This is a genomic window from Paenibacillus allorhizoplanae (genome assembly GCF_927798215.1).
In the GTDB taxonomy this organism is placed as follows: Bacteria; Bacillota; Bacilli; order Paenibacillales; family NBRC-103111; genus Paenibacillus_E; species Paenibacillus_E allorhizoplanae.
This window is the reverse complement of sequence record NZ_CAKMMW010000004.1, coordinates 26,222-44,063: the sequence shown is the minus strand read 5'-3', so window position 1 is coordinate 44,063 and position 17,842 is coordinate 26,222. Positions and strand designations below refer to the sequence as shown.

General features: G+C 44.7%; 14 protein-coding genes. 13 read left to right on the top strand and 1 reads right to left on the bottom strand.

What is annotated here, in order from left to right; translation table 11 throughout:
- Positions 1 to 75 precede the first annotated feature (75 nt).
- From L6I86_RS09040 to L6I86_RS09015, 6 genes are all read left to right on the top strand, one after another.
- Complete coding sequence (locus L6I86_RS09040) at positions 76 to 1,806, top strand: extracellular solute-binding protein (protein ID WP_236286429.1); 1,731 nt, start codon at positions 76 to 78, stop codon at positions 1,804 to 1,806.
- Positions 1,807 to 1,959: 153 nt separating this feature from the next.
- Positions 1,960 to 3,741: a sensor histidine kinase gene (locus L6I86_RS09035; protein WP_236286428.1), complete on the top strand. Its 1,782-nt coding sequence runs from the start codon at positions 1,960 to 1,962 to the stop codon at positions 3,739 to 3,741.
- Positions 3,734 to 5,311 carry a response regulator gene (locus L6I86_RS09030; RefSeq protein ID WP_236286427.1) on the top strand — a complete coding sequence of 526 codons (1,578 nt, stop codon included), beginning with the start codon at positions 3,734 to 3,736 and terminating at the stop codon, positions 5,309 to 5,311. The genes L6I86_RS09035 and L6I86_RS09030 overlap by 8 nt, the downstream gene beginning before the upstream one ends.
- An 18-nt stretch (positions 5,312 to 5,329) precedes the next feature.
- A complete protein-coding gene (locus L6I86_RS09025; protein ID WP_236286426.1) occupies positions 5,330 to 7,360 on the top strand; it encodes a beta-galactosidase in 2,031 nt (676 codons plus the stop codon).
- 4 nt (positions 7,361 to 7,364) lie between these two features.
- Positions 7,365 to 8,981, top strand: coding sequence for a beta-galactosidase (locus L6I86_RS09020; protein WP_236286425.1), 1,617 nt, complete (start codon positions 7,365 to 7,367; stop codon positions 8,979 to 8,981).
- Positions 8,982 to 9,051: 70 nt separating this feature from the next.
- A complete protein-coding gene (locus L6I86_RS09015; protein ID WP_236286424.1) occupies positions 9,052 to 9,486 on the top strand; it encodes a GNAT family N-acetyltransferase in 435 nt (144 codons plus the stop codon).
- An 84-nt stretch (positions 9,487 to 9,570) separates the two neighbouring features.
- Here L6I86_RS09015 and L6I86_RS09010 read toward each other — a convergent pair whose 3' ends face one another.
- On the bottom strand, positions 9,571 to 10,467 hold the full coding sequence (locus L6I86_RS09010) for an AraC family transcriptional regulator (RefSeq protein WP_236286423.1): 897 nt from the start codon (positions 10,465 to 10,467) through the stop codon (positions 9,571 to 9,573).
- 148 nt (positions 10,468 to 10,615) lie between these two features.
- Between L6I86_RS09010 and L6I86_RS09005 the strand changes: the two genes are divergently transcribed.
- The 7 genes from L6I86_RS09005 (at position 10,616) to L6I86_RS08975 (ending at position 17,817) form a co-directional block, all read left to right on the top strand.
- Positions 10,616 to 11,749 (top strand): Gfo/Idh/MocA family protein, encoded by a 1,134-nt coding sequence (locus L6I86_RS09005; RefSeq protein WP_236286421.1) that lies wholly within the window; start codon positions 10,616 to 10,618, stop codon positions 11,747 to 11,749.
- A gap of 40 nt (positions 11,750 to 11,789) precedes the next feature.
- Complete coding sequence (locus L6I86_RS09000) at positions 11,790 to 13,460, top strand: DUF4091 domain-containing protein (protein ID WP_236286419.1); 1,671 nt, start codon at positions 11,790 to 11,792, stop codon at positions 13,458 to 13,460.
- Between the two features lie 168 nt (positions 13,461 to 13,628).
- Entirely contained in the window at positions 13,629 to 14,525 is an 897-nt protein-coding gene (locus L6I86_RS08995) for a LysR family transcriptional regulator (RefSeq protein ID WP_236286418.1), read from the top strand.
- A gap of 137 nt (positions 14,526 to 14,662) precedes the next feature.
- Positions 14,663 to 15,544, top strand: coding sequence for a transporter substrate-binding domain-containing protein (locus L6I86_RS08990; protein WP_236286416.1), 882 nt, complete (start codon positions 14,663 to 14,665; stop codon positions 15,542 to 15,544).
- 40 nt (positions 15,545 to 15,584) lie between these two features.
- On the top strand, positions 15,585 to 16,361 hold the full coding sequence (locus L6I86_RS08985; RefSeq protein ID WP_236286918.1) for an amino acid ABC transporter permease: 777 nt from the start codon (positions 15,585 to 15,587) through the stop codon (positions 16,359 to 16,361).
- Entirely contained in the window at positions 16,358 to 17,068 is a 711-nt protein-coding gene (locus tag L6I86_RS08980) for an amino acid ABC transporter permease (protein WP_236286414.1), read from the top strand. Before L6I86_RS08985 ends, L6I86_RS08980 begins: the two co-directional genes overlap by 4 nt.
- The gene (locus L6I86_RS08975) at positions 17,065 to 17,817 is read left to right on the top strand and encodes an amino acid ABC transporter ATP-binding protein (protein ID WP_056614840.1); all 753 of its coding nucleotides are present in this window, start codon (positions 17,065 to 17,067) and stop codon (positions 17,815 to 17,817) included. Before L6I86_RS08980 ends, L6I86_RS08975 begins: the two co-directional genes overlap by 4 nt.
- Positions 17,818 to 17,842 lie beyond the last annotated feature (25 nt).

Here is a 17,842-nt window from a genome sequence, read left to right as displayed (position 1 = left end):
CAGCACCAAACGTAATATCAGACGGAAATAACATTCCGCAGATATATAATCAATTTTAAAGTGAGAGGGTGTCCTATGATTAGAAAGAAAAATGCCCGTCATTTCCTATTACTTTCCGTAAGTTGTATGGCTGCAATTACATTCTCGGGTTGTACGTCTTCCAGTACGGATACGGAAACTGCAACGCCAAAGGCAACAACAGCGGAAAGCACAGCAGCGGCAACCGCCGCAGCCTCACAGAAGCCAAATGTAACCCCAGTTACCTTCTCCATGAGTACAGCAGACAACAAGATCTCGTGGGATAACCCAGTCAGTAAGAAGCTTACAGAGAAAACAGGCGTTTCCCTAAAATATGATTTGATCGTGGGCGATGAGAAACAGAAATGGGATATTTGGTTAGCTGGCGGCGATTATCCGGATATTATTCCGCTGGACCCTGTGCATATCAAGAAATACAAGGACGCCGGCGCGATCATTCCATTAAACGATTTGATTGATAAATACGGTCCGAATATCAAAGCGAAGTATGGCGAGTATTTCAATCTTTTGAAGTCTGAGGATGGCAAAATCGATTCGATATCCAGCGTGCTTTTGAACAAAGAAGCATCACCTGATGCCTCGCCGAACTTTATCATTCAATATGATGTGTTGAAGGAAGCGGGCTATCCGACAATTAAAACATTAGATCAGCTGTATGACATCATCAGTACGTATGTAAAGAATCATCCGAAAATTGATGGGAAAGAAACGATTGGCTATTCAGCGGCAATGGCTGATTGGATTATGGATGCACAATTCAACAACCCCATTACTTTCGCTGCTGGCTTATCGGATCATGGCAACTTCCGTATTGCTGCTGACGGGAAAGTAACGTATAATCCGCTGTCAGATGACGCCAAAACCTATGATCAATTTCTGAATAAATTGTACACGAATGGTCTCCTGGATAAGGAAACATTCTCGTTGAACATGGATGGTATGCGAGCCAAAATGGCGCAAGGTCGCGTACTCGCTGCATTTGCCCCGTCATGGGTGGTTGGCGATACAGAGAAATCGCTGCGTGCTGCGGGTAAACCTGAACGCGCTTACGCACATATTCCGGTTTATTTCAAAGAAGGAACAGTGGATCACAATAACACCATCACACCAACAGGTGGGGGTACGGGTCAGTGGGTCATCACGAAGAACGCCAAAAACCCTGAGCGCATCATTCAATTCATCGATTATCTGTTCTCGGATGAAGGGCAAATTTTGACACATTGGGGTATTGAGGGTTCAGATTACGAAGTAGTTAACGGCAAACGTCAAGAAACGAAAGACAAAATTGCCAAAGTGGCAGCGGATCCTGACTATGCGTATAAATCGGGACTTAAGAGTGTCAGCAGCGGCACTGCAGGAGACTGGTTCTCACTGGGTAATGGCACGAAGCTAGGTGATGGTGACTACGCGACGCCAGTGACTAGAGATTCTGTCGTTGCGAACTATGATGCCATGACGAAGGAAGTATTATCGAAATACGGCAAGAAAGTATGGGCGGACTTCCTGCCGCCTGTTGAGAAAGTACCTGGCTATTTATGGCAGCTAACGCCGCCAGACAGCACAAAGGTACCTGGGCAAAAAATTAGTGGCGATTGGCGTAAACTGGTTCCTAAAGTTGTGATGTCCAAGGATGCTGCGGAGTTCGAAAGTAATTGGCAGTTAATGAAAGATACGATTGTCAAAGATGGATTAGCCGCATATGAAGCTGATTTCACGAAATTATGGGCTGATTTTAATACGAGCTATCATAAACAATTAGGGAAATAAATAAGCGTTGTGTCATAGGGTGGAACACTCCTTATCTTGCACTTAAGATAAGGAGTTTCCTGTGGTATAGAGGGGAAAACTGCACGATAGAGAATGTATGTTAGAAGGTGAGAAAATCCGACCTAATTGAGATACGCCAAGGGGATCAGAGAGATGAAAATCCGCACCAAGCTCATTATTACTCATTTACTCATTATGCTGGTTTTGCTCGGTTCTCTTACGTATGTGCTTGTCAAACGCAGCAGCGATCTCGTATTTGACAATATTATTGAAAATGCCAACCTGTCACTATCACAAGTCCGTGTTAACTTGGATCATAAATTAGGCTCTTACGAGGATATTGCGAATACGCTTTATTTAAATACGTCCTTACAAACCATGCTGATGAAACATTTTCCAGATCTGCGGGATGCGTACGATGAATACTTTGCCAATTATGAGCCTTTGGACTCTGCGGTGAAAATTACGCAAAATGTATCCCATCTTATCATTTATACAGACAATCCGTCGTTTGTTTTTGCAAACTTTCATTTGATTGATAACGATGTGAAAATAAGTGAATGGTATCAGGCCGTAATCCAAAGTCCATTTGGTGCCTATTGGACGGCTTCTTATATGAATGAATTTCCTAAGGAACGCGTATTCAGCTTACGCAAAAGACTGAATAAGCAAGATCCGAATTCGCCGATCGTCGTTTCGATTGAGGTCAACGTAAGTGTATTAAATGAGCTCATTCACGAAGAAAGTAAAGGGAAACGATTTATTTTCACCATGCCAGATGGTGTTGTCCTCATTGATAGCTCAAATACGAACCCGATCACACATCTGAATGAGCTTTCTTTTGCTAAACAAATTCAAGCGTCTGCTGAGGGCAAACTTCAATATAAAGATGGCAAAGAGACCTACGAAGTTCTTTACCAAACGCTGAATTCCCGCAATGTCGTCAAAGGGATGAAGGTTATTACGCTTATACCGGTTACGGAGCTTATGCCGAAAATTGACCAACTGAAATCGTTATCCTTCGTGCTGTTTATCATTGCTTGTGTGATCTCAGCAGCGTTAATTTTCGTATTTTCCTTAGGACTAACGCGTAGATTCACGGAGCTGTCTACCAAGATGAGACGCGTTCACAAGGATAATTTCCAAAGCTTCATTGATGTCAAAGGGAAAGATGAAGTTGCCCAACTCGGTCAAATCTTTAATGTGATGGTCAAGCGATTAGGCCAACTCGTCAATGAGCGTTACCAATCGGAGATTGATCGCCAGGAACAAGCGCTTCGCACGAAAGAGGTTGAGCTGTATGCTTTGCAGGCGCAGATTAAGCCGCATTTTCTATTTAATATTTTAAATACGATTCGCGGGAAGTTACTGATTGCAGGTGATCGAGAGAACGCACAAGTTGTAGGACTTCTGGCAAAGTCGTTTCGGATGATGCTGAAGAGTGGCGGACATTCGATTCGATTAACCGAGGAAATTGAGTTTATTGAAATATATTTACAGCTGCAATCCTATCGTTATGTGGATAAATTCGTGTTTGATATTCATATTCCCGATGAAATGTTGGGGATGACGATTCCGAAGCTATGCTTGCAGCCACTCGTGGAGAATGCGATCACGCATGGGATTGAGCTCAAGAAAGCTAGTTCCCAGATATGGATTCGAGGCGAAATTATCGATGGCAATATACACCTTACAGTTAGAGATGACGGTTTAGGCATATCAGCGGAGCGATTAGATGAAATCCATCGGTGGCTGCAAGAAGATAGTACGCTTTCGCGTGATGCACATATCGGCTTACAGAATGTCCACCGGCGATTGCGGGATTTATATGGGGAAGCGTATGGATTGCTTATTGAAAGTGAAGCGGGCCAAGGAACCGAGGTAACCATGATTCTTCCAGAGCAGTCATTCCAAAGAGGTGATAGCGATGTATGATGTATTAATTGTCGAAGATGAGCCAATCGCTCGCGCATCCTTAACATATTTACTCGATTGGCAGCGATACGGATATGAGATCAAAGGGGAAGCCGAGGATGGCCAGCAGGCACTAGACATGATGAAAGCCCATTATTATTCGCTCGTCATTACGGATATTCGCATGCCAATTATGGATGGATTGACGTTCATTCAAGAGCTGCGAAAGTTCTCAGACGCTGCCGTGGTTATTCTGACTGGATATGATGACTTTGCGTATGCAAGACAAGGTCTGAAGCTTGGTGTCCAGGATTACTTGCTGAAGCCAGTAGATGAAGATGATCTAGTTGCTGTCTTGACCAAGGTCAAAGATAGTCTGGATCTCAAATATAAGACGAGCAAACAATTGAATTTAGGTGTATCTGCCCTAAGGGATCAATTTTTCAAACGGTGGGTACATGGCCAAGTGAAGAAGCAGGAATTCGAGGATCAGACGAAACTGCTGGGTATCCCTGAAGAATGGCACGCTAGCTGCTGCTTGTTAGTGGAGATGGACTTTATTCATTCACTTCATACCTACTTGACTGACCGAGAGATGGAACTGAAACGGTTCGCAATTCGCAACATTATGGAGGAAATCTGCGGTGATGCTGGCTTTGTTTTTGAAGAGTCGGAGGAACGATATACGCTGTTGATTCTTCATCCAGAGAAAAGCCTTTTAGGTGAAGCTGACCCTACTTCGTTGGCGGAGAAGCTTGGCGCGTCTATTCAACAATTTGCCAAAGAAACCGTCAGTATCGGTGTTGGTCATACGGCAACGACTTGGGAACAAGTAGCAGAGTCTTTTACATCTGCAGAAATAGCTTTAGATGGAAAGTTCCTGAGTGGACACAATACGATTTTAACCGGTCCTGCCAAAATAACAGAAGATATGGATCAAGCTCATTTGCGTCATTCTATGGAAGTGAATGTGATAGAGGCCATCAAAACCTTGCAGTTCGATCAGGTACGCCAAGCGCTAATACAATTGAAAGAAGTATTCAAATCAGGACGATTGCCAGCAAACGCCATTAAAGTGAATGTCTTAGAGATTCTCCTTCAGCTCTCTCATGTCGTAAAGGATGCAGGAGCAAACCAAACGTTCTTGTTCGATGATAAATTAGGCGATTACGAGCTTGTCATGCGGAGTAAAACAAGTGATGATCTCTACCAATTCATTGCAGAAAAGTGTATGGCTGTCCTAGAGCTCTTACATCGGATGAAGGATCAGCAGCCGAATAAAGTATTTGATACCGTAAAGAGACTGGTTCAGGAACAGTTTCACACACAGATTAGTTTGCGGAGTGTCGCACAGCAGGTCTATATGAACCCGCATTATTTAGGGAAGCTGTTTAAAGCAAATGCGAATGTCTCTTTTAATGAATATATGTTACAGCTGCGGATGGAGAAAGCCAAAGAACTGTTACTTTTTACGGATAAAAAAGTGTATGAAATCGCCCAAGAGGTTGGCTTCGGTGAGCTGGACTGGTTCTATAAACGGTTCAAAAACTATACGGGCGTCAGTGCTGGGGAATTTAGAGCATCGGTTTAGCAGACAGGAGGAGCAGGGATGTATTTCGGTGTTTGTTATTATCCGGAGCATTGGCCGGAGGAGCGGTGGGAAACCGACGCGAAGATGATGCGAGAAGCGGGAATCAACATTGTCAGGATTGGTGAATTCGCTTGGTCGCGGATGGAACGCTGGAAGGGTAGCTTCGATTTCACTTGGCTAGATCGTATAATCGGCATTTTGGCTGGGGAGGGCATCCAGGTTATTCTTGGCACACCAACAGCAACTCCCCCGAAGTGGTTGATGGATCAGCACCCCGATCTTTATATGCGCGATATGTATGGGGATGTTCGTGGCTATGGGAATCGTCGACATTATTGTTATAGCAATGACAATTATTTACCTTATATCTCAACCATTGTGGGCAAAATGGCCGAGCGATACGGCAACGATCCGCGTGTTGTCGCCTGGCAAATCGATAATGAATTCGGCTGTAATGAGACGACGCGCTGTTATTGTGATAATTGCAAAACCAAATTTCAGCTGTGGCTGATGGGCAAATATCAAGAAATTGACCATATGAATGCGTGCTGGGGGACTGTTTTTTGGAGTCAAATCTATAATGAGTGGGAACAGGTCATCGTACCAGCGTACACAGTGTTTCCGCTCCATAATCCTGGCTTGGTACTGGATTACCGTCGATTTGCTTCAGATGCCGTTTGCCAGTTCCAGAAGTTTCAGACGGATATCATAAGGAAATATGCACCGCAAGCAACAATCACGCACAATATGATGGGCGCCTTTAATGAAATCGACGCATTCAATTTATCCGAGGATTTGGATATTGTTTCTTGGGATAATTATCCGAACTTGATGTTTACCAAAGAAGTCGATCCAGCGCTTGCGGCGATGCAGCATGATATGACGCGCGGTCTGAAACAGATGAATTTCTGGGTTATGGAGCACCAAAGCGGTCAACCTGGCGGCAACATCATGTTTCCAACGCCGAAACCGCAGGAATTGCGCAGATGGACGTACCAATCGATTGCTCATGGAGCAGATGGGATCTTGTACTTCCGTTGGAGAGGCTGCTTATTTGGTGCAGAGCAATATTGGCATGGCATATTGGCGCATGATGGTAAAGCAGGCAGAAAGTATCGAGAGGTGCAACAGGTCGGAGCCGAGCTGGCCAGAATCTGGCCTGTATTGGAAGGTTCCACCAATAAAGCTCAGGTTGCGATGATCCGCTCGTATGATAATGAATGGGTGTTCGAAATTCAACCTCATATTATGGACTACACGTACATGGGGCATTTTACAAGTTATTATCAATCTTTGTATGACAATCAGATCGCAACGGATATTCTTTCACCCCAAGCTGATTTTTCGGGATACCGCATTCTTGTTCTCCCAAATTTCATTATGACCACCGATGAGCTCGTGGCCAAAGTGTATGAATTTGTTCATGCTGGCGGCATCGTTGTGCTGGATTATCGTGCTGGTGCCAAGGACTGGCACAATAGAATTGAAGCGCTAACACTTCCTGGAAAGTTGTCAGATTTGCTCGGGATTAGCGTTGAAGAATATGGCGTTCTGGGGAAGGAAGAGTACCGCAGTATTCAAATGCCTGGAAGTGAGGAGGTTTATCGCGGGGCGACTTGGTTCGATGTCATTGAGTTGCATGGCGCACAAGCAGTAGCTACCTTCAGTGAAGACTATTTCTCAGGTTGTCCAGCAGTGACAATGAATGAGTATGGCAAAGGAAAGGCCTACTACATAGGTACGGAACTAGATGCCAAGCTTCGAGATGACATTTTCAATAGGATATGTCGAGATGCTGAACTGGCCATGTCAGGTGATGGCATCGTAACAGACTCAACTCGCATTGAGATACTGTCACGGTTCAAAGGGGATCAGGCGTATACGTTTGTTATCAATCATTCGGTAGAACCCGTTCACGTACAAATCACTACCCCTATGTATGATCTGTTATCCGAGGAGGAGCTTCATGGGGAAACGCAACTGGGCGGAAACGGTGTCATGATTTTATGTGGACCTGAGTCTAATCGCAGTGCCATATTGGAGGGATAAACATATGGAAATAGGAGTCGCCTATTACCCTGAGCACGAGAAATCGGAGCAATGGCCGATTGATTATAAGAAGCTTCAAGAAGCTGGAATTCCAACTATTCGGATTGCCGAATTTGCTTGGTCAACACTGGAACCGGAAGATGGCCAATATAACTGGACTTGGCTGGACGAGTCAATTGAGTTTGCAGCTGAATTCGGCATTGGGGTTGTCCTTTGTACACCCACGGCTTGTCCGCCGATTTGGTTGGTTGAAAAATATCCAGACGTGCTGCCTGTGCATAAAAGCGGTAAAACTGTAGGCTTCGGTGCTAGACAGCATCGCTCATACTATTCAGCGAACTATTTGGCCTATTCAAAGCGAATTGTTAGCTTGATGGCTGAACGATATGGACAACATCCGAATGTTATCGCATGGCAGTTGGATAATGAATTTGGCGGTGAAACCAAATATGATTACAGTGAATACGCGAAACAAGCCTTTCAGCAATATTTGGCTGACAAATACGGGACGATCGCGCATTTAAACCAGGCTTGGGGGACGGTGTTCTGGTCCCAACAATATCAGACCTGGGCGCAAATACCGCTGCCTGTGCCGATCCAAAGTGATGTGATGATGTGGCCACATCCCAGTCTGGAGCTGGAATTTGCGAGATTCTCCTCGCAAGGATTGGTTCAATTTGCACGCATGCAGGAGCGCGTGCTTCGACCGCATATCGGTGAACGGCCGATTACGACGAATGGGTTCATGTTTTGTTGGGGAGACAATATCAACTGGGTCGAGATGTTCGCAACTTTAGATGTCGTCGGGATGGATATTTACAGTGATAAGCCGCATGAAATTGCCTTTTATTCGGATGCAAGCCGCAGCGTTCTGAATAAGCCGTTCTGGATGATGGAGTACGGCGCGGGTGCAGGTCAACTAGAGCGGGATATGCGAATTATAGAGGAGCGTGGTTGTGAGCGGTTTTTCCTGTTCAAAATGAAGCCCTTTCCCTGGGGGCAGGAGCAGGGTAGAGGCGGCAAGGAACTGCTTACCTTGACTGGTGAACCTTCGCACAATTACAACGTCATTCAGCGCTATACGGAGGCAGCTACGACGAAAGTCGAAGATGAGTTTCAAACCGAGGCCACCGTCGGATTGTACTATCACTTTGACAGCTCGTGGAGCTACCAGATCTCCGTTTCGGATCGGCTACCCTACGCCAATTATGTCGTGGACAATGTCTACCGCTCGCTATTTGAGATGAATAAGCAGGTGGATGTCGTGTATACGCCAAGGCAGATTAAGGCCTATGAGCTGCTGATTCTGCCGCTGAATATTATGTACGAAGCGGAGCTGGAAGAGGCATTGATTGCTTATGTGCACAATGGCGGTAAGTTAGTCGTTACAACTGATTTATTCCGTAAAAATGATTCGAATGTCTTCTTAACCGAAGTACCTAAGCTGTTTAGAGTTCTTTTCGATTGGCAGGCGAATAATTTTGTGACAGATGTTGTGGACATCACGCAACCGATCGTGCTTGAGCATGAGACTGGGAGAGGGAAATCATGGCTTATTGCTAGAGACATTTCGTCAGAAGAATGGCGCGAAGTGATCGAGCGTATTAGTGGCGCTATTTGACGTAAGTTGACAGCGTGCTCCCATTAGTAGAAAATTAGAGCTATACGAATATAGAAAGAAGTGAGTGTACGTGTTACTGAATGTGAAATCCCGCCTTCATGAGGGTGATATTCAACAATTACTTGGCTACAGCGTGTTTCCAGATCCAGACAGTCTTCAAGAAGCCCTCAGCCAATATGAAAATAATGAAAACACATGGTTATTTGCCTATGAGTCGGAAGGTCTGCCTGTCGGTATTATCGGCTTCGAGCTGAATGAAAAGCAGGAAATGATACTTCGTCACCTCGCTGTTGAACCTGAGAGCAGAGGGGAAGGCTTCGGACGCGGCATGCTGCTTGAAATTATTGATGACATGCAGCCAGTTCGTATTACGGTGGAAACCGATGAAGAGGCTGTGCAATTTTATCGCAACGTTGGATTCGTCATTCGCAGTCTGGGTGAGAAATATCCGGGCGTAGAGCGGTTCCTGTGCACGTATGAGGTTGAAGAAGAAGACGAAGAGTAATCATCATAGGCGAGCAAAGAGAAATCCCGAGGAACTGCGAATTGCAGCTTCTCGGGATTTTTTGGCTTTTAGGAAGATAAGTCCTTACATGCGGGATTTGACCGTTCTAGCATACTCGGATGGACTCATTAGCGTTGCTTTCTTAAATGCTTTGGAGAAATAGTGAACTGAGCTGAAGCCCAATTGCCTGGATATCTCTGTGAAATTATACGTTTCTTCGCGAATTAGGATTTTGGCCTGGTCGATTTTCAATTTGGCGAAGTACTCCATGAGCGTATAGTTCGTATGTTTTTTGAAAAGCTCCTTGAGCTGAGTTTTACCCACGCAGAACACTTGGCTGATTTCGTTTAGCGTAAGATGAGCATCGATATGCTGCTCCATGTAGCTCATGACTTTGCTAGTTAAATCATGGACTGACTTCTCCTTTGCGACGGTAGAGAGAGGCGTATCAGTCTCCGATTGAGCAGATTTCCTTAGCAGACGCACCAACAGAATTTCTAGGTAGCTTTGAATCATTTGTTCACTACCAACAGGCGAATCCTGTCTGCGAACAAGGGGATGACCGAAGGGGAATTCGAAGGCTTGTTGTCCTTCACGTACGATTTGGGCAAGTAAGTTACGTTCCTCATCATCTAAATGCAGCACTTTTTGCTCGAAAAATTGCATAGCTTTCGAATGACAATCGAACGTCATGACGATCAAATTGGGAGCTTTACCTTTGGTCGCATAGAAGCTATGAAATTCATTGGGTTTATGAAAAATGATGGATCCCTGTTTAAGTAAATAGCGCTGATCATCCGCATGAACTTCCACTTCGCCGCGATCGACATAGAGAAATTCCCAGAAGTCATGCTTCTCTCCATTGAACGAATAATCCTTTCCAAACTCGAAGTAATGCATCGTAATAACTTTTTGGATGACCAGACTCATCTTCAAATGTGTCCGCTGATACTCGGGCGTGTTCGTTTCGCTTATCGTCATGGGTGTCACTCCTGATCTTTCGATGCAATGCGTATATGTGTCTATCATAACACAGTTGAAATAACAAAAAAATCGGCTTTCAAGACAAAGAAAAGCGCCAGTTCATCTTTTATAATCAAGGTATCGCAAAGTTCGAGGGGGAGCTAGCATGAAGATAGGCGTAATTGGATATGGACTTAGAATTAGTCATGTAATTAAAGAAGTATTGAAGGCAGATGCGGACTGCCGAATTGAAGCGATTGTTGATGTACGTAAAGATCAGATTAAAGCTAAGTTACTTGAGCAAGGGTGGGATCACATTAAGTACTATGATACACCGGAACAAATGCTGGAGACGGAGCAGCTAGATGGGGCCATGATTGGCACTCGCTGTAATCTGCATACAACAATGGGGTTGAAAGTGTTACAACATGATCTACCTCTTTATATCGAAAAGCCAGTAGCTACTAACTATGAAGATCTTCTTCGTTTGAAACAAGGTTACGAGGCATCCAAATCGCCTGCCGTGGTATCCTTCCCATTACGCGTAACCTCCATTGTGGAGTTGGTTAAGGAGATCATTCAATCAGGTAAAATCGGTACGGTAGAACATGTCCAAGCGATTAATAACGTGCCGTATGGCCGTGTATATTTTCAAAGCTGGTACCGAAACGAGGTAGAAACAGGGGGGCTGTTTCTCCAAAAAGCAACACACGACCTTGACTATATTCAAGCTATACTTGGGCAAAGGCCGATTACAGTCTGTGCGATGACATCGAAGCAAATTTTCAAAGGAAATAAATCCGCGGGGCTCAAATGTGTTGATTGTGAAGATAATCGCACCTGCTTGGAGAGTACAGTGCATTCAGAGGAAGTGCTAGATCCAACATGGCAGTATTGCTGCTATGCCGAAGATACGGGGAATGAAGATTCCGGAAGCGCACTGTTTCAATATGAAAGCGGTATGCATATGTCCTATTCGCAAAATTTCTTTATTCGAAAAGGTGCTGCAGCACGTGGAGCGCGCTTTATGGGGTACAAAGGTACGGTGGATTTTGATTTCTACACAGGCATAGTCAAAGTGCATATGCATCATACTGCGCGGGTGGAGACTTATGAGATCGGGGCTGGAAGTAATCATTTTGGCGGCGATGAGAAGTTGGCACGTAATTTTACAGAAATCATGAAGAAGACCGCTAGCTCTATCTCGACGCTTGATGATGGACTGATGAGTGCTCTGATGTGTATTAAAGCGCAAGAGTCTGCAAAAACCGGGACATTCCAAACTTTAAATTGGGAGTAATTTCCCCTTATTAATTTTCTAACGATGGAGGAATATGCACATGGACCCCAAAGATACATTTCAAACCATTTGCTTAAGCTCGTTATCCAAAGTATTTGCAGATGAAGCTCCACAAGAGGCGCCTTACAAACAAGCATCGGCACTGAGAGGAGAGCACTATGCTTTCCAAATTGCCTTTACCTCCAATCAACTATTGAAAAACATCGGTGTAGAGGTCAATTCGACACTGGGGCTACCTTTTACAATTCGTGCTGTAGGTCTCGTTCCTTCTGAAATGCCTTGCTATGCGAACCATGATCAGCACGTTCTGCGAACGACGCCGGGGTTGTATCCCGACCCCTTGTATCCACTTGAGGATTCAACCGTAACCGCACTTCCTGGCCAATGGAGATCAGTCTGGATCCATGTTGAATTAGATTCATCTGTTCGTGCCGGCACGTATAGCGTCCATGTAAGCTTCCTTTCGCCACAGGGGGAGAAGCTAAGTGAAGAAGTGCTTGAATTCACCGTGCTCGCAGCAACACTTCCGAAACAGAAGCTTATCCATACGGAATGGTTTCATACGGATTGCCTTGCGACACATTACAACATTCCTGTATTCAGTGAGGAGCATTGGTCCCGCATAGGGCAGTTTCTAGAAACTGCGGTTAAACATGGAATCAACATGATTCTGACGCCGATCTTTACCCCGCCGCTAGATACCGTAGTAGGGGGGGAGCGCCCAACCGTGCAGTTAATTGATGTAAGTGTTGATGAAGGTATGATCGATGGCAGCACGACGTATGCGTTTGAGTTTACAAAGCTAGAGCGTTGGGTGGCACTGTGCCAAAGCAAAGGTGTCGAGTACTTCGAATTCGCGCATCTATTCACCCAATGGGGGGCTAAACATACGCCGAAAATTATGGCTAGTATTGGCGGGGTAGAGCAGCGGATTTTCGGTTGGGAAACAGATGCCGCCGGGGAGTCTTATGCTCATTTCCTCGGGCAGCTCATACCAGAACTTGATCGCGTCATCCATCGACTTGGCATCGCGTCCTGCAGTTATTTTCATGTGTCGGATGAGCCTACCCAAGACAACTTGGATACGTACAAAAAAGCTAGCGATCTCGTTCAGAAGCTCCTTCCTTCCAATTACCCGATTATCGATGCGCTGACGGAGATATCCTTCTACAATCAAGGGATTGTTCAGAAGCCGATCCCATCGAACGATCATATTGAACCATTCCTCAAGGCAGGTGTCCCTGATTTATGGACCTATTACTGCTGTGTACAGTACAAAGAAGTGTCGAACCGTTTCTTTAACATGCCGTCCGCACGGAATAGGATCATTGGCTTGCAGTTGTACAAGTTTGGCATCCAAGGGTTTCTGCATTGGGGATACAACTTCTATTACTCCCAGTATTCCATTCAACAATTGGATCCGTTCAAAGTGACAGATGCCTTGCATACGTTCCCTTCAGGAGACAGCTTTGTCGTTTACCCAGGTGAAGCGGGGCCAATTGAGTCAATTCGGTTGGAAGTATTCCATGAAGCGCTGCAGGATTTGCGAGCCTTACAATTGCTCGAGACGAGGATCGGCAAGGAGAGAACAATTGCCTTAATTGAAGAAGGATTGTCAGAGCCGCTTACGTTCTCCGTTTATCCGCGCAGTACGGAATGGATGCTTGACGTGCGCGAGCGAATTAATCGGGCGATTGCTGTAAACAGTTAAATAGGTTTAAAACATGAAAAAAGCTGCTCCCGCTAGGAAAGGGAGATCAGCTTTTTTTTGTTATTGACACCAATAAGGGTGTTGATCTATAGTTAAACCAATATAAAACCAAGTTAATTAATCGGAATAATAAGTTTTATTACATAATTGACGAAAGGGGTGCTCGCATTGAACATTGAGAATATCGAAGCCTTCGTCTACGTTATTCATTATGGCAGTTTTAACAAAGCGGCGGAAGTGCTTTTTTTATCCCAGCCATCCGTCACAGCACGCATACAATCCTTAGAGCGTGAGCTGGATTGTCGACTGTTCGAGCGGATCGGGAAGCAGATTTCGTTGACCGATGATGGGAAGAAATTTCTGCCATATGCTGGGCAGCTCTTGCAAACTTTTCAGAAAAGTAAAATTCAATTGAAGCAGAAACGTACACTGCCAAACGAGTTGCGCGTAGGTTGTACCGTATCCGTTTCGAACTATATCATCCCAACCATTATTCCAAAGCTCAAAACGAAATATCCAGATGTGAACTATAAGCTGACTACGGCTTCGTCCGAGGAGATCATTAATAAGGTGCTGAATCGAGAGCTTGATTTCGGTTTTGTACGAAATATTAGTCACCCGAATCTCCTATCAGCCAAAGCATATGAAGATCCCATTCGTCTATATGTCTACGAAGGGCATCCATTTATAGGGAACGAAGCCATTTGTATGGAAGATATAGGAGAATATCCACTTGTTTTCTTTGAATGCGGTTCTCTCGACTGGATGCGAATACACCGTCTATTTGCGAGTATGAAGCAACCGCCGAACATTGAATTTCAGACGGATACATTGGAGACGGCGAAGAAATTAGTGGTTGGCCGTGTTGGTATTGCATTTCTTCCAAGTCTATGTGTTGAACAGGAAGTTAAGGAGGGGAAGCTGTTTCCAATTCAGTTTCCAGAAATAGCAGGTATTTCCCTGCAAACCAACATGATTGTGTTGAACGGTGAGAACACCTTATTTTTCAACTCTGCCTTAGAGTTATGTAAAGGAATCGCGCAGTCGATTCGGGATACGATTTAACTTCTCGATATGCATATAGAAAAACTCTATTATCCAGTTCGACAACTTGATGATAAATTAAAGGCATAGCTATAATTCATACAAAACAAGTAGGAATTATAAGAATTAAATACATGGAAAATTCGGAGGGGTTCACAATGAGAAATTTCACAACACTTACGGTAACAACATTAGCATTAGCTTTGGTAGCAGCAGGCTGCGGTGCGAAAAGCGAGACAACAAATGCTTCTACTAAAGCTGCTGCTGATGCATCAAAAGCGCCAGTAGCCGCTGCAGCTGCAACGGCAGCACCTGTGAAAGTAAAGAAAATCATCGTTGGCACAGGGACACAATTCCCGAACGTAGCCTTTCTAGACAAGGACGGAAAACTAACAGGATACGATATTGAATTAGTGAAAGAGATTGATAAGCGGTTGCCCGAATATGAGTTCGAGTTTAAAACAATGGACTTCGCCAACTTGCTGCTTAGCTTGGAAACGAACAAAATTGATTTTGTTGCACATGAAATTGAGAAGAACAAAGAGCGTGAGCAGAAATATTTGTTCAATAACGAGCCTTATGCGTATTGGAAAACCAAGGTCATCGTAGCCAAAGAAAACACAACTGTGAAAACGATCGATGATTTGAAAGGCAAGAAAGCATTAACGACGGCTACAAGTGCAGAGGCCACATTGCTGGAGAACTATAACAAAGCCAATGACAATGCGATCAAAATTGTCTATCAGAGTGGCGCAGCCAACGACTTGGTCACCCAGTTAACAACAGGACGTGCTGATGGAGCACTTGGAGCGGATTTCTTGCTTCCACTCGTAGATCCGCAAAGTAAATTAAAAGTCGTTGGACCGATTATTGAAGAAGCTGAAGTACGATTCTTATTCCGTAAAAATGATAAAGACGGACAAGAGCTTGCGGACAAAATTGACGTCGCTTTAAAAGCTGTCAAAGCAGATGGCACGCTGTCGAAGTTGAGTACACAGTGGTTAGGCGGAGACTTTACGAAAAAAGAAGATAGTAAATAAACAAGCATGTCATGACTTTATGAAAGGTGAGATCACCATCATGGCTACCCAATTCGATATCACCTATGTATTTGATTTTCTGCCAAAATTACTGAACTATATCCATATCAGTTTATTCATAGTTGTTTGTTCGATGGTGCTCGGGATCTTCTTTGGATTTCTCATTGCATTGCCCCGGCTTTATCAAATACCGGTTGTGCAAAGGTTATCACAGATCTATGTTTCCTTTTTTCGCGGAACACCGATTCTGATTCAGTTATTTCTGATCTATTATGGATTACCTGAACTGCTGAAGGCGATCCATGTGGATGTCAGCAAAGCCCCAGTCTTATCATTTGTTATTCTCACATTTGCTTTACACTCTGGCGCTTATATTTCTGAGGTCATCCGTGCAGCGGTAAAAGCCGTAGACAAAGGGCAAGTAGAAGCCGCCTATTCTGTAGGCATGACGGGCTATCAAGCTTTTACCCGCATTATTATGCCGCAAGCACTTGCGATTTCGCTGCCCAACTTTACCAACCTGCTTATTGCCAACTTGAAAGATACCTCATTGGCATTCTCGCTTGGTGCCATGGAATTGATGGGAAAAGCACAGACGCTCGGAGCGGCCACACAGCATTTTATGGAAACGTACATTTCCTTATCCATCATCTATTTCGTCATCTGCTTTGGACTGGAAAAGCTATTTATGTACATCGAGAAACGCTTGCTCCAACACGAGCAACCGCTTGTGACAGAAGAGCGTGAACCATTATCACGCCGATGGTTCAAAGGTGTATGGTCCTCGCAGCCAGATAAAGGGGGCTTCCAAGCATGAGTATCGACCCTGGATTCATATGGACGGCTTTTGTTCAATTGCTTTCTGCATTGCCTACTACACTGATAATTACCGTAGTTTCTGTCTTTTTTGGATTTCTAATAGGTGCTTCCGTAGCGTTAATCCGACTATACCGCGTGCCTTTTATTCATTATTTTGCAACAGCTTATGTGACGTTTGTTCGCGGTACACCGATGCTTATGCATCTGCTGCTTATCTATTTCGGATTGCCGATGATCATTGACTCGATTGCAGTTGCTTTCGGTTGGAGCTTCCGTTCTGTGTCTATACCCATGATCGGCTTTGCCTTTCTCTCCTTCTCGATCACCGCTGGCGCTTACCTTTCAGAGGTCGTCAGGTCGGGCATCGTGTCGATTAATCGAGGGCAAATGGAAGCTGCTTATTCGATCGGGATGACAACGACACAGGCATTACGTCGCATTATTTTACCACAAGCATTAGCTGTAAGTTTACCGAACTTATCCAATACGTTGATTGGTATGCTGCACGGTTCTACACTGGCCTTTACCGTATCTGTAGTGGAGATCAACGCCAAAGCACAAATTGTCGCAACGACGAATTGGAAATTTTTCGAAGCTTACATTGCAGCAGCCTTGCTGTTTTGGGGGATCACCTTTTTGATCGAACGAGCGACAGGCTTACTAGAGAAACGAATCAATCTGTATAACCGAGGTGGCGTGTCATGATTCAACTGACGAATATCACCAAATCGTTTGGTAAAAACGACGTGCTGAAAGGAATCAACCTTACCGTGCAAAAAGGAGAAGTCGTCTGTATTCTTGGCCCCAGCGGTTCAGGTAAAACAACGTTGCTCCGTTGCTTGAACTATTTGGAAAAGCCAAGTCTCGGTGAAGTGACGATCGGTGATTTCACCGTGAATTGCAAGCGCCCCAGCAAAGGTGAGATTCATGCACTCAGGCAAAAAACAGCGATGGTGTTCCAGCATTACAATTTGTTCAAGCATAAAACGGTCCTCGAAAACGTTATGGAAGGCCTTGTGATTGTTCAAAAGCAATCGAAAGTCACGGCAAGAGAGACTAGCGTAAAAGTGCTGGAGAAAGTGGGGTTGGGAAGCAAGTTAGATGCCTATCCAAGTCAACTATCTGGTGGACAGCAGCAACGTGTAGGAATTGCCCGCGCACTGGCTCTGAATCCTGAGGTCATTTTATTTGATGAACCGACATCCGCACTCGATCCTGAACTTGTTGGTGAAGTGCTGGACGTGATCCAGAAGATTGCGAAGGAAGGTATCACGATGATTATCGTCACCCATGAAATGGGCTTTGCCCGAGAAGTGGCTAATCATGTGGTTTTTATGGATGAAGGTGTCATTGTGGAGGAAGGCAAACCGAGGGATATTTTCAGCAATGCCAAAGAAGAGCGGACGAAACAATTCCTGAAGCGTATTACGCCTGAATGGAGCTACAACATCTAGCATCAACTCAGTTATAGAAACGGAG